11 protein-coding genes are annotated in these 12942 nt (G+C 70.6%); 6 read left to right on the top strand and 5 right to left on the bottom strand.

Features of this window, described 5'->3' with window-relative positions; translation table 11 throughout:
• Positions 1-40: 40 nt before the first annotated feature.
• Together ABZU46_RS06310 and ABZU46_RS06305 are read right to left on the bottom strand one after the other, a co-directional pair.
• Complete coding sequence (locus ABZU46_RS06310) at positions 41-991, bottom strand: malate dehydrogenase (protein WP_354855392.1); 951 nt, start codon at positions 989-991, stop codon at positions 41-43.
• A gap of 128 nt (positions 992-1119) precedes the next feature.
• Complete coding sequence (locus ABZU46_RS06305; protein WP_354855391.1) at positions 1120-1980, bottom strand: bifunctional methylenetetrahydrofolate dehydrogenase/methenyltetrahydrofolate cyclohydrolase; 861 nt, start codon at positions 1978-1980, stop codon at positions 1120-1122.
• A 448-nt stretch (positions 1981-2428) separates the two neighbouring features.
• On the opposite strand from ABZU46_RS06305, the gene ABZU46_RS06300 reads away from it, so the two are divergent.
• The 5 genes from ABZU46_RS06300 to ABZU46_RS06280 all read left to right on the top strand — a co-directional run bounded on the left by ABZU46_RS06300 (position 2429) and on the right by ABZU46_RS06280 (position 8261).
• Complete coding sequence (locus tag ABZU46_RS06300) at positions 2429-4030, top strand: ABC transporter substrate-binding protein (RefSeq protein ID WP_354855390.1); 1602 nt, start codon at positions 2429-2431, stop codon at positions 4028-4030.
• Between the two features lie 200 nt (positions 4031-4230).
• On the top strand, positions 4231-5169 hold the full coding sequence (locus tag ABZU46_RS06295; protein WP_354855389.1) for an ABC transporter permease: 939 nt from the start codon (positions 4231-4233) through the stop codon (positions 5167-5169).
• Between the two features lie 72 nt (positions 5170-5241).
• Positions 5242-6198 (top strand): ABC transporter permease, encoded by a 957-nt coding sequence (locus ABZU46_RS06290; RefSeq protein ID WP_354855388.1) that lies wholly within the window; start codon positions 5242-5244, stop codon positions 6196-6198.
• A 7-nt stretch (positions 6199-6205) separates the two neighbouring features.
• A complete protein-coding gene (locus tag ABZU46_RS06285) occupies positions 6206-7243 on the top strand; it encodes an ABC transporter ATP-binding protein (protein WP_354855387.1) in 1038 nt (345 codons plus the stop codon).
• Entirely contained in the window at positions 7227-8261 is a 1035-nt protein-coding gene (locus tag ABZU46_RS06280) for a dipeptide ABC transporter ATP-binding protein (protein ID WP_354855386.1), read from the top strand. The genes ABZU46_RS06285 and ABZU46_RS06280 overlap by 17 nt, the downstream gene beginning before the upstream one ends.
• A 90-nt stretch (positions 8262-8351) precedes the next feature.
• Here ABZU46_RS06280 and purH read toward each other — a convergent pair whose 3' ends face one another.
• Positions 8352-9923, bottom strand: a complete 1572-nt coding sequence (gene purH / locus ABZU46_RS06275; protein WP_354855385.1) for a bifunctional phosphoribosylaminoimidazolecarboxamide formyltransferase/IMP cyclohydrolase — start codon at positions 9921-9923, stop codon at positions 8352-8354.
• Positions 9920-10540, bottom strand: a complete 621-nt coding sequence (gene purN / locus ABZU46_RS06270; RefSeq protein ID WP_354855384.1) for a phosphoribosylglycinamide formyltransferase — start codon at positions 10538-10540, stop codon at positions 9920-9922. The genes purH and purN overlap by 4 nt, the downstream gene beginning before the upstream one ends.
• Before the next feature lie 207 nt (positions 10541-10747).
• On the opposite strand from purN, the gene ABZU46_RS06265 reads away from it, so the two are divergent.
• A complete protein-coding gene (locus ABZU46_RS06265) occupies positions 10748-11338 on the top strand; it encodes a DUF4190 domain-containing protein (RefSeq protein ID WP_354855383.1) in 591 nt (196 codons plus the stop codon).
• Positions 11339-11500: 162 nt separating this feature from the next.
• On the opposite strand, the gene ABZU46_RS06260 is transcribed toward ABZU46_RS06265, so the two are convergent.
• Positions 11501-12820, bottom strand: coding sequence for a DUF6350 family protein (locus ABZU46_RS06260; protein WP_354855382.1), 1320 nt, complete (start codon positions 12818-12820; stop codon positions 11501-11503).
• Positions 12821-12942 lie beyond the last annotated feature (122 nt).

Raw genomic sequence — 12942 nt, 5'->3', positions numbered from 1 at the left:
CCGGCAGAGCCGGCGCGCCCTCCTGCGGGTTGGGTACGAACTACATGCTGGAAATGTCGCCCTGCTTGGCGCGGACGGCCTCGGCGGCGGCCAGGAGGCTGGCCAGCTCGTCGGCGTCCAGGTCGGTCTCGACGATCCGACGGACACCCTCGCGGCCGATCTCGGCCTCGACACCCAGGTAGACGCCGGAGATGCCGTACTCGCCGTCGACCCAGGCGCAGACCGGCATGACGTCGCCGGAGTCCTCGGCCACGGCCTTCGCCATCCGCGCCGCGGCGGCGGACGGGGCGTAGTACGCCGAACCGGTCTTGAGCAGTGCGACGACCTCGGCGCCACCGTTGCGGGTCTTGACGACCAGCTCCTCGATCTGCTCGGCCGGCATCGCGTCACGCAGCGGCTTGCCGTTGACGGTGCTCTTGGACGGCACCGGGACCATGGTGTCGCCGTGCGAGCCCAGGGTCAGCGTGCGTACCGACGCCACCGGCACGTTCAGCGCCTCGGCGACGAAGTTGCTGAACCGGGCGGTGTCGAGCATGCCGGCCTGGCCGAGCACCCGGTTCTTGGGGAACTGGGTGGCGAGCTGCGCCAGCGCGGTCATCTCGTCCAGCGGGTTGGAGACGACGATGACGACGGCGCTGGGGGCGTACTTGGCCACGTTCTCGGCGACCTGCCGCACGATCTTGGCGTTGGTCTCCAGCAGGTCCATCCGGCTCATGCCCGGCTTACGGGGCAGGCCAGCGGTGATGACGACGACGTCGGAGCCCTCGATGGCCTCGTAGCCCTCGCCGTTCGGGCCGGTGGTCACGCCGACGACCTTGGTCTCGAAGCCCTCGATGGCCCGCGACTGGTTGAGGTCGAGCGCGAGGCCCGCGGGCTTGCCCTCCACGATGTCGGTGATCACAACGGTGTCGAAGACGTCGTACTCGGCCAGGCGCTGTGCGGTGGTGGAGCCGTAGAAGCCAGCCCCGACGACAGTGACCTTCTTACCCATGGTCGTCCCACTCCCTGATACCAGTCGGTTTTCCGGACCGTATCAGCCATCCTGGCACTGATCGGGCCAGGGGCGGACAGTTATGACCGGACAGACGCGAACGGCACTCGTGGGACAGCGTCGACGCGTCAGCCGCGCTCGGCGCGCTCCACGACGTTGGTCAGCAGCATGGCGCGGGTCATCGGGCCGACGCCGCCGGGCATCGGAACCAGCGCGCCGGCCGTCTCGGCCACCTCCGGAGCGACGTCGCCGGTGTAGCGGCCCTTGCCGTCCGGGCCGATCACCCGGGTGATGCCGACGTCCACGACGACGGCACCCGGGTTGATCATGTCGGCGGTCAGCAGCCCCGGTACGCCGGCCGCGACGATGACGATGTCGGCGGCCCGGGTGTGCGAGGCGAGGTCGAGGGTGCCGGTGTGGCACAGGGTGACGGTGGCGTTCTCGCTGCGACGGGTGAGCAGCAGGCCGAGCGGACGGCCGACGGTGTTGCCCCGGCCGACGACAGCCACGGTGGCACCGCGCAGCGCCACGTCGTGACGGCGGAGCAGCTCCACGATGCCGCGCGGGGTGCAGGGCAGCGGACCGTCGTAGCCGAGGACGAGACGACCCAGGTTGACCGGGTGCAGGCCGTCGGCGTCCTTGGCCGGGTCGATGAGCTCCAGCACCCGCTGGGTGTCCAGGTGGACGGGCAGCGGCAGCTGGACGATGTAGCCGTGGCACGCCGGGTCGGCGTTCAGCTCGGCCAGGACGTCGTCGACCTGCTGCTGGGTGGCGTCGGCCGGCAGCTCCCGGCGGATCGAGGCGATGCCCACCTCGGCGCAGTCACGGTGCTTGCCGTTGACGTACGCCTGGCTGCCCGGGTCGGCCCCGACCAGGACCGTGCCGAGCCCGGGGGTGATGCCGCGCTCCGCGAGAGCCTTCACCCGTATCCGCAGCTCGTCCTTGATCTCCGCCGCGGTCGCCTTGCCGTCCAGAAGCGTCGCCGTCACCACCAGATCGTCTCATGTCCGGCACGTGCCGTTCCGGCGACCTCACTCCGGACGGCCGCCGAGGCACCGGCCACACCACCGAAGGTCACGATGAGTTACGTGTTGCTCATCACTCTGGGTGACAATTTGTGGATCCCGTCACCGAGAAAGCGGTCGGCGCCTGCGCACGCGGCGGATACCGGACGGACCCGCCGGAGGCGGCCGAATCCCTGCCAGCAGCACCCACGAGACTTCGGCCTTGTTGGCGAATGTGCAGCTCAAAGCCGCTTGTCCGGTTTGGGCTAGCACGCACGAGGGAGCCGCGCAAGGAAGACGTCCTCGGACCGTTACGCACCCGCAACCGGGCCGTTGTCGACGGCCGGTATCTCGACCTACCGTTACCGCTTGTTGCGCAGCGTAAACCCAGCGTCGGGCCTGACTGCGCAGCGTGAGGAGATGAGGAGGCTCTATGCGAGTTCGTAGACTCGCCGCCTGGACCGCCCTCCCGCTCGCGGTGACGCTGGGCCTCGCGGCCTGCGGCAGCGGCGGAGACGGTGGATCCGGCGGCAACGGCAGTTCGGCGGTCAGCATTCAGATCGCCGAGCCCCAGCACCTGGTTCCGACCAACACCACCGAGACGTCCGGGTCGCAGGTGCTCGCCGGCCTGTTCAGCCCGCTCGTCGACTACGACGCCCAGAACAAGCCGTACGAGGTCGCCGCGCAGTCGATCACCTCGTCCGACAACACGGTCTGGACGATCAAGCTCAAGGACGGCTACACCTTCCACAACGGCGAGAAGGTCACGTCCGAGGACTACATCAACGCGTGGAACTACGGCGCCTACGCGCCCAACGGCCAGGGTGGCAGCTACTTCTTCGAGAAGATCGCCGGCTACCAGGACCTGCAGGGCGACAAGCCGAAGGCCAAGGAGATGTCCGGCCTGAAGAAGGTCGACGACCTGACCTTCCAGGTGACGCTCAGCGCTCCGTACATCGATTTCAAGACGATGCTCGGATACAACGCGTTCTACCCGCTGCCGGACGCCGCGTTCTCGGCTCCGGGCGTGCTCAAGGACTCTTACGAGCAGGCACCGATCGGTCAGGGCCCGTTCAAGATGAAGGGCACCTGGCAGCACGACAGCAAGATCGACGTCGAGCGGTACGACGCCTACCCGGGTGAGAAGCCCAAGGTGCAGGACGTCGAGTTCCGGGTCTACCAGCAGCTCACCGCGGCCTACGCGGACGTGCTGGGCGACAACCTGGACGTGCTCCCGACGATCCCGACCGAGAGCCTCGGCAACGCGCCGACCGACCTGGGCGACCGGTACCAGACCAGCCCGATGTCGTCGTTCCAGTTCCTGGCCTTCCCGACGTTCGACAAGAACTTCAGCAACCCGGACGTGCGCAAGGCCATCTCGATGGCGATCGACCGTGACGAGATCACCAAGTCGGTCTTCAAGGGCTCGCAGACGCCGGCGCGCTCCTTCGTCTCGCCGGTCCTGCCGGGCTACCGGGAGAACACCACCGGCGCGTCGGGTGAGTTCAACCCGACCGAGGCCAAGAAGCTCTACCAGGCCGCCGGCGGACCGTCGAAGATCGTCATCTCCTACAACGGCGACGGCGGTCACAAGGACTGGGTCGACGCGACCGCCAACCAGCTGAAGGCCAACCTGGGCGTGGACGTTGTCGGCTCGGCCGAGCCGAAGTTCGCCGACCTGCTCACCAAGGTCGAGAAGAAGCAGCCGGTTGGCATGTTCCGGCTGGGCTGGGTCATGGACTACCCCTCCATGGAGGACTACCTCGGCCCGCTGTACAGCACCAACGGCTCGTCGAACTACTACGGCTACAGCAACCCGGAGTTCGACAAGCTCGTCAAGGAGGGTTCCGCCGCCAAGACGCAGGACGAGGCGATCGCCAAGTACCAGCAGGCGGAGGACATCCTGGCCAAGGACATGCCGGTGATCCCGCTCCGCTTCGGCGAGAACGTGTACGGCACCTCGTCCAAGGTCAAGAACGTGCAGATGGACCTGTTCCAGCGGGTCAACCTCATCAAGATCGAAGCGGCCAGCTGAGCTGACCAACGGATTCGGGCCACCCGGGCGACGACGCCCGGGTGGCCCGGACCGCGCTGTACCGGCCGGGCCGCTCGCGTGGGCCCGCAGTCGGTGGCGCCGGCCTCCCCCGGGCCGGACGGCACGTCTCGGATATTTCGGGTACGACCAGAGATGCCGTCCTGCGACCCTTTCGCATATTTCCGGAGAGACTGCTAAGCATGTTCCGCTACATCTTGCGGCGCCTACTGCAGATGGTCCTGGCGTTCTTCGGGACCACCCTGATCGTCTACGCGCTGATGTTCGCCGGCCAGGGCGACCCCATCCAGGCCCTCGCGGGCGAACGCCCGGTGACGCCGGCCCAACGGGCCTACCTGACGGAGAAGTACCACCTCGACGCGACAGGCGTCGGCGGCTTCTTCTACCGCTACTTCGACTACGTCAAGAACCTGCTCCAGGGTGACCTCGGCCAGTCCCTGACCGGCCGCCAGATCGGCGACATCCTGCAGGCGGCCTGGCCGGTCACCCTCAAGCTCGCGCTCATCGCGCTCGCCGTGGCGATCATCTTCGGAGTCAGCGCCGGCGTGGTCGCCGGCATCCGCCGGGCCAGCATCTTCGACAACTCGACGCTGGTGCTGACCCTGCTCGTGCTGGGCATCCCGACCATCGTGCTGGCGCCGCTCGCCCAGTACTTCCTGGGCGTCAAGTGGCAGCTCTTCCCGCCCACCGCCGGCTCCCAGCCGACGTTCTACGCGCTGCTGCTGCCGGGCATCGTGCTCGGCTCGCTGTCGCTGGCCACCGCGCTGCGGCTGACCCGTACCTCGGTGGCCGAGAACCTGCGCGCCGACTACGTCCGGACCGCGCGGTCCAAGGGCCTGGTCAAGCGCCGCATCGTCACCGTCCACGTGCTGCGCAACTCGCTCATCCCGGTGGTCACCTTCCTCGGTGTGGAGCTGGGCAACCTGATGAGCGGCGCGATCATCACCGAGGGCGTCTTCAACATCCCCGGCGTGGGCTTCAACCTCTTCCGCGGCATCCGCACCGAGGACGGCCCCCTGGTGGTGGGCATCGTCAGCGTGCTCGTCGTGGTCTACCTGGTCTCGAACCTGGTGGTGGACGTCCTGTACGCCGTACTCGACCCGAGGATCCGCTATGAGTGAGAGCAGCGAACGAATCATCAGCGCAGCGTGCTTGGGCTCTCATGCCGGCACCGAGCGCAGCGAGGTGCCGGCATGAGTGACTTTGAAACTGTGGCGGCCAGCGAGAACCAGGCCGCACGGCGGGGCCCCTCGGGCGAGCCGGGCACACCGAACCAGGTCGGCGCGCCGCACAAGCCGCGCAGCCTGGCCGGCGACGCCTGGCGTGACCTGCGCCGCAACCCGATCTTCTGGATCTCGCTGACGCTCGTCGTCCTCTTCACCCTGATGGCCCTCGCCCCCGGCCTGTTCACCGCCAACAGCCCGAGCGACTGCCTGCTCTCCCGGCAGCACGCCGGGCCGTCCGGCGGGGCCATCTTCGGGTACGACTTCCAGGGCTGCGACACGTACTCCCGCGCGGTCTACGGCACGCGCGCCTCGCTGCTGGTCGGCGCGCTCGCCGCGCTCGGCACCGGCGTGATCGCGCTGACCGTCGGCATGGTGGCCGGGTACTTCGGCCGCTGGGTCGACGCGGTGCTCTCCCGGGTGATCGACGTGGTGCTCGGCATCCCGCTGCTGCTGGCCGCGATCGTGCTGCTCAAGCGCGTCTCCACCGCCAGCGACAACGCCCGGATCGCCGCGGTGATCTTCGTACTGGCCATTCTCGGCTGGACCACGGCGGCCCGCGTCGTCCGCTCCTCGGTGATCACCGCCAAGGAGCAGGACTACGTGGCGGCGGCCCGGATGCTCGGCGCCGGCAACGGCCGGATCATGTGGCGGCACATCCTGCCGAACTCACTGGCCCCGGCCATCGTCGTGCTGACCATCGCGCTCGGCTCGTTCATCGCCGCCGAGGCGACGCTCTCCTTCCTGGGCATCGGCCTCAAGGCGCCGACCATCTCGTGGGGCCAGGACATCGACACCGGCCGTATCCACATGCGGGAGGCGGCGACTCCGCTGATCGTCCCGTCGGCCTTCCTCGCGCTGACCGTGCTGGCGTTCATCATGCTCGGCGACGCGATCCGTGACGCCTTCGACCCGAAGTTGCGGTGACTCTCTGATGACCCACTCCACCGTCGAACCCACCCCCGCCTCCCCCACCCCTGAGGGCGGCCACCTGCTGGAGCTGCGGGACCTGCACGTCGAGTTCCGGACCAACGAGGGCGTGGCCCGGGTGATCAACGGCGTGTCGTACCACCTGGACGCCGGGGAGACCCTCGCGGTGCTCGGCGAATCCGGCTCGGGCAAGTCGGTCACCGCCCAGGCGATCATGGGCATCCTGGACACGCCACCCGCGTTCGTCCGCTCCGGCCAGATCCTCTACCGGGGTCAGGACCTGCTCACGGCGTCCGAGGAGCAGCGCCGGCAGGTCCGCGGCAAGGAAATCGCGATGATCTTCCAGGACGCGCTCTCCGCGCTGAACCCGGTCTTCCCGGTCGGCTGGCAGATCGGCGAGACGCTGCGCCAGCGCTCCGGCATGTCCCGGGGCGACGCCCGCCGCCGGGCCGTCGAGCTGATGGACCTGGTCAAGATCCCCGGTGCCGCCAAGCGGATCGGCGACTACCCGCACCAGTTCTCCGGCGGCATGCGGCAACGCGTCATGATCGCCATGGCGCTGGCGCTGGACCCGAAGGTGCTGATCGCCGACGAGCCCACCACCGCGCTCGACGTCACGGTGCAGGCCCAGATCATGGACCTGCTGGCCGACCTGCGCCGGGACCTCAACATGGCGATGATCCTGATCACCCACGACCTGGGTGTGGTCGCCGGCGTCGCGGACCGGATCGCGGTCATGTACGCGGGTCGGATCGTCGAGCACGCCGACGTCCGCTCGCTCTACAAGGCGCCGGCCCACCCGTACACCAAGGGGTTGTTGGAGTCGATCCCGCGGATGGACGTCCGCGGCCAGGAACTGTCGACGATCAAGGGTTTGCCGCCGAACCTGATGCGCATCCCGTCCGGGTGCCCGTTCCACCCCCGGTGCCCGTACGTCCAGCAGGTCTGCGTGGACGTGGTGCCGCACGACCTGGTCCTCGGCGACGGCCGGACCAGCGCTTGCCACTTCGCGCAGGAGGTTCGTGATGACAGCGCCCGCTAGCTCCACCAAGGTCCGGGGCGAGACCATCCTCTCCGTCGACAACCTGGTGAAGCACTTCCCGATCAGTCAGGGTGTGCTGTTCCAGCGGCAGATCGGCGCCGTCAAGGCCGTCGACGGCGTGAGCTTCGAGCTGCGCCGGGGCGAGACGCTGGGCGTGGTCGGCGAGTCCGGCTGCGGCAAGTCCACCCTCGCCCGGCTGCTGATGCGGCTGGAGACGCCCACCTCGGGCCGGGCCACCCTGGAGGGCAGGGACCTGTTCAAGGCCTCCGGGGGCGAGCTGCGCCGGCTGCGCCGCAACATGCAGATGGTCATGCAGGACCCGTACACCTCGCTGAACCCGCGGATGACGGTCGGCGACATCATCGGTGAGCCGTTCGAGATCCACCGGGACGCCGCACCGAAGGGCAGCAAGGCCAAGCGGGTGCAGGAGTTGCTGGACCTGGTCGGGCTCAACCCGGAACACATCAACCGGTACCCGCACCAGTTCTCCGGCGGTCAGCGCCAGCGCATCGGCATCGCCCGCGCGCTCGCCCTGCGGCCCGAGATCATCGTCTGCGACGAGCCGGTCTCGGCGCTGGACGTCTCCATCCAGGCCCAGGTGATCAACCTGCTGGAGCAGCTCCAGGACGAGCTCGGGCTCTCCTACATCTTCATCGCGCACGACCTGTCCGTGGTCCGGCACATCGCCGACCGGGTGGCCGTGATGTACCTCGGCCGGATCGTCGAGATCGGCACCGAGGACGAGATCTACGAGCGTGCCACCCACCCGTACACCCAGGCGCTGCTCTCGGCCGTGCCGGTGCCGGACCCGGAGGTACGCGACCAGCGCAACATGATCCGGCTGGTCGGCGACGTGCCCAGCCCGGCCGACCCGCCGAGCGGCTGCCACTTCCGCACCCGCTGCTGGAAGGCCCAGGACATCTGCGCCAAGGAAGATCCGCAGACGGTCCCGAGAGCGGCCGACCCGCACCCCTCGGCCTGCCACTTCGCCGAACTCCGCCCGGTCACGCCAGCCTGACCCCAAAGGGGCAGTTGACCATGAAGTTATTGCCCTGCACATCGGCGTGTCAGGGCAATAACTTCATGATCGACGGGGTGCAGACGAGGGTCAGTGGAAGAAGTGGCGGGTTCCCGTCAGGTACATCGTTACGTTGGCCTTTTTGGCCGCTGCGATGACCTCTTCGTCGCGGATCGAGCCGCCGGGCTGGACGATGGCGCGGACGCCGGCGTCGAGAAGGATCTGCGGGCCGTCGGCGAACGGGAAGAACGCGTCCGACGCGGCGACCGATCCCCGGGCGCGGTCGGCGCCGGCCCGGTCGACCGCCAACCGCGCGGAGTCGACCCGGTTGACCTGACCCATGCCGACCCCGACGGTGGCGCCGTCCTTGGCGAGCAGGATCGCGTTGCTCTTCACCGCGCGCACCGCCCGCCAGGCGAACGCGAGGTCCCGCAACAGCTCCTCGTCCGCGGCCTCGCCGGTCGCCAACTGCCAGTTCGCCGGGTCGTCACCGGGAGCGTCCACCCGGTCGGCGACCTGGGACAGCACGCCACCGGTCACCGGCCGCCACTCGACCCTCGCCGGGCTCCAGGCCGGCGCCCGCAGCAACCGGATGTTCTTCTTGCCCTGCAACACCTCGACCGCGCCCTCGTCGAAGCCGGGGGCGACCACCACCTCGGTGAAGATCTCGGCGACCTGCCCGGCCAGCTCGACCGAGACCGGCCGGTTGACCGCGATCACGCCGCCGAACGCCGACACCGGGTCACAGGCGTGCGCCCGGCGGTGCGCCTCGGCCACGTCCGCGCCCACGGCGATGCCGCACGGGTTGGCGTGCTTGATGATCGCAACCGCCGGCTGGTCGGCGAAGTCGTTGGCGGCCCGCCAGGCGGCGTCGGCGTCGACGTAGTTGTTGTACGACATCTCCTTGCCGTGCAGCTGCTCGGCCTGGGCCAGCCCCGCCGGGGCGTCCGGGTCGACGTAGAGCGCGGCGGGCTGGTGCGGGTTCTCCCCGTAGCGCAGCACTGTCGACTTGCGCAGCGCGGACCCGGCGAACGTCGGCCACGAGTCGTCAGCCGGGGCCAGCTCCTGGGCACACCACTGGGCCACCGCGACGTCGTACTCGGCGATGTCGGCGAACGCGCGGGCGGCCAGCGCGCGGCGCTGGGCCAGCGTGAAGCCACCCTCGTCGAGCGCGCCGAGCAGCGCCGGATAACCGGCCGGGTCGGTGAGGACCGCTACCGAGGCGTGGTTCTTGGCGGCGGCCCGCACCATGGCCGGGCCACCGATGTCGATCTGCTCCACGCACTCCTCGACGCCGGCGCCGGAGGCGACGGTCGCCTGGAACGGATAGAGGTTAGAGACCAGCAGGTCGAACGCGGCCACCCCCAGCTCGTCGAGCTGGGCGACGTGCGTGTCCTTGCGCAGGTCGGCGAGGAGACCGGCGTGCACCTTCGGGTGCAGGGTCTTCACCCGGCCGTCGAGCACCTCGGGGAACCCGGTCACCGTCTCCACCGGCGTCACCGGCACCCCGGCGGCGGCGATGGTGCCCGCCGTGCTGCCGGTGGACACGATCTGGACACCGGCCGCGTGCAGGGCCTGGGCCAGCTCGACCAATCCGGTCTTGTCGTAGACGCTGACCAGCGCCCGCCGAATCGGGCGACGTCCGTCCTGAGTGGGACTCACGGAACCGTGACCTTCCTTCCGGTGATGGTCCAGCCTTCGCGGACCAGGCGGCCGACCTGCTCGACGAGCTGGCGCCGTTCGGCTTCCTTGATGCGCTCGGTGAGCGCGTCCACGTCGTCGTCGTCGAGCACCGGCACCGCGACCTGCGCCACGATCGGCCCGGTGTCCATGCCGGCGTCGACGAAGAAGAGCGTGGCCCCGGTGAGCTTCACGCCGTAGGCGAGGGCGTCGCGCGGGCCGTGGATGCCGGGGAACGCCGGCAGCAGTGTGTTGTGGGTGTTCAGGTAGCGGTCGCCGAAGGCGGCGAGGAAGTGCGGGCCGACCAGCTTGAGGAAGCCTGCGGAGATGACCAGGTCGGGCTGGTGCTTGGCGACGTGCGCGGTGAGCGCGCGGTCCCAGTCCTCCCGGCTGTCATGGTCGCGGACCCGCTCGACGAAGGTCGGCACCCCCGCGGCCTCGGCCCGGTCCAGGCCCGCGATGCCGTCGCGGTCCGCGCCGACCGCGACGACCTGTGCGCCGTACGCGGGGTCGGCGGCGGCGTCCAGCAGGGCCTGAAGGTTGCTCCCGGAGCCGGAAATGAGGACGACGATGCGGGCGGCGGACGCGGGCTCGGTCACCGGGCCACCCTATCGGGCAGGTCAGGACGCCCCTCGGTTGGGCGGTTCGCCGATCTGTGACAGTGACCGACGGGCGGACTGAATAGTTATCGGGGGTAATGCGCGGTATGTCGTCGCGCTGCTGTGCTGTGCCTGAGGTGGTCTGACCGCGATCATGGATGGGAACAACAGCAGCAACTGACGGAACCAGTCCAAGGAGCTTCTCGAATGCAGCCCGGCAACCCCGGTCAGGACCCGTACGGCCAGCAGCCCAACCAGGACCCGACCGCCCCCCAGCCGCCGCACGACCCGTACGCCCCGCCGCCGGCCGCCCCGTACGGCCAGCAGCCCACCTCGGGTCAGCCCTACGGCCAGCCCACCTCGGGCCAGCCGTACGGCCAGCCGCCGGCGGCTCCCTACGGCCAGCAGCCCGGTGCCCCGTACGGCCAGCAGCCGCAGGACCCGTACGGCGCACCGCAGGCCCCGTACGGCCAGCAGCAGCCCTACGGTGGCACCCCGACGTACCCGAACGCCGGCTACCCGCAGCAGCAGGGCCAGAACAACACCCTGGGCCTGGTGTCGATGATCCTCGGCATCGCGTCGATCCCGCTGATCTGCTGCCTCTACCTGGGCATCCCGGTGGGTATCGCGGGCGTGGTGACCGGTTACCTCGCGAAGCAGAAGGTCGCCCAGGGCCAGGCCAGCAACGCCGGCCAGGCCAAGGCTGGCCTGATCTGCGGCGCGGTCGGCGTCGGCCTGGGCATCCTGCTGCTCATCATCAGCATCGTGGCGAACGTCAACCTGCCGACCGAGCCCTGAGAAGACCCTGCTCCCGACGGGGCGCTCCGGATCCGTCCGGGGCGCCCCGCGTCGTCTCCGCGCCACGTTGGCCGCGCCACGTTGGCCGTACCGCCGTTGGCCGCGCCGCCGTCGGCCGTGCCCACCCTCGGGCGAGCCACCGTCGGCCGCGCAGCCGGACGGTCAGACTCCGGGGCGCACCGGCGGTGTCTGAGCGGCGCGCGGGCTCCGGGCGAGCACCCGGGTGGCGGCGGCGCCGAGCAGCGCGCCGACCGCGACGACACCGGCCGCCACCGCGCCTACCTGCCAGGCCACCGGCCCGAGCTGTGCCAGCCGTCCCGCGCCGAGCGGCCCACCGGAGGCCGCGGCGGCGACGCCGAGCAGCACGCCGGCCACCGGCCCGGCCAGCGCCGCCGGCGCCAACAGCTCCGCCCAGCGCCGCGGCGGCCGCTCCGACCCGGCGGACCGGGCCAGCCGGCGGGCGAGCAACCAGCCGGCGACCATCCCGGCCAGCACCGGAACCGCGAGCAGCAGGGCGCCGAGGCCGTCCACCGGGCCGCGCGGCAGGCCAGCGAGCAACGGTACGGCCGGCAGCGCGCCGACCGACACCTCACTGGTACGCACGGCCGTGTCGACGCCCACCGCGAAGCCCGGCCCGAGCAGATAGCTGGTCGACCAGACCGCGGCGTTCGGCGCGTACGCCATGCTGACCAGGGTGATCCCGGCCTGCCCGGCCACTCCGGTCCGGTACGCGCCGATCATGTCCGCGGCGTCACCGCCGCCCATGGCCACGGCCAGACCGGCCGCGCCGGCGCCCGCCCCGAGCAGGAGGAGCGCGGCCACCAGCCCAGCGCGTACGCCGTCGCGCAGCGGGCCGGGTATCCGGGTGACGAGCAGCCGGGTCACTGCGGTGATCCGGATCGCACCGACCAGCGCGCCGAGCGTGCCGACCACCGCGAACGTCGCCGCCGCCCGCACCGGGGACACCTGCGGCCCGCCCGCGCCGATCAGCACCGCGGCGAGCGCGCCGAGCAGCGCGTACGCCAGACCGACCGCTGCGGCGGCGATCAGCGCGCGACGCGGTGAGCGGGTGTCGCGGGCGCCGATCGCGCGGCTCACGTGCACGCCGGCCCGGGTCAGTCGCCAGAGCGCGAGCACGGTGAGCGCCAGCGGGGCGAGCCCGAACGGGCCCGCCTCGGTGTGCAGCGGCACCCCGTGCCCCACCAGCCAACCGGCGAGCGCGGTGCGCAGGGTGCCGCCCAGCGTGGTGGAATCCGCGCCGAGCTGAACCAGGCCGAGCACGATGGCGACCGGCAGGTACGAGGTGAGAGCCGCCCCGGCCGCGGCCACCCCGGCGGCGACGGCCAGCGGCGCACGCCCACGCGGCGACCCACCGGCGCGCGGCGCGGGAACCCGCCGACGCGGCGCGGCGCGGTCGACCGGCCGGTCGTCGGCGCGTACGCCGCCGGCACGGCTGGGTGGGTCAGGGGTGACGGGGGACATCCGCTCTACTCTGGCACGTCGCGCGGGCGGGGGCAGTCCGTTAACCCGCCCCGGAGGGCGGCGAGTTGGGCGAACCGGAGTCGGAGCCGTCCCGTCGGGTCTAGCGTCGGGCCAGAGGGGGT

Source organism: Micromonospora sp. NPDC005197 (genome assembly GCF_040608295.1).
Taxonomy (GTDB): Bacteria; Actinomycetota; Actinomycetes; order Mycobacteriales; family Micromonosporaceae; genus Micromonospora.
The sequence above is the reverse complement of the archived record's forward strand: the minus strand, read 5'-3'. Positions and strand labels throughout refer to the sequence as shown.

Bases quoted from the DNA above. Each gene is read 5' to 3' on its own strand.
- ABZU46_RS06280 (WP_354855386.1), top strand. From the start codon at position 7,227: ATGACAGCGCCCGCTAGCTCCACCAAGGTCCGGGGCGAGACCATCCTC.
- ABZU46_RS06285 (WP_354855387.1), top strand. From the start codon at position 6,206: ATGACCCACTCCACCGTCGAACCCACCCCCGCCTCCCCCACCCCTGAG.
- ABZU46_RS06295 (WP_354855389.1), top strand. From the start codon at position 4,231: ATGTTCCGCTACATCTTGCGGCGCCTACTGCAGATGGTCCTGGCGTTC.
- ABZU46_RS06260 (WP_354855382.1), bottom strand. From the start codon at position 12,820: ATGTCCCCCGTCACCCCTGACCCACCCAGCCGTGCCGGCGGCGTACGC.
- ABZU46_RS06290 (WP_354855388.1), top strand. From the start codon at position 5,242: ATGAGTGACTTTGAAACTGTGGCGGCCAGCGAGAACCAGGCCGCACGG.
- ABZU46_RS06300 (WP_354855390.1), top strand. From the start codon at position 2,429: ATGCGAGTTCGTAGACTCGCCGCCTGGACCGCCCTCCCGCTCGCGGTG.
- ABZU46_RS06310 (WP_354855392.1), bottom strand. From the start codon at position 991: ATGGGTAAGAAGGTCACTGTCGTCGGGGCTGGCTTCTACGGCTCCACC.
- ABZU46_RS06265 (WP_354855383.1), top strand. From the start codon at position 10,748: ATGCAGCCCGGCAACCCCGGTCAGGACCCGTACGGCCAGCAGCCCAAC.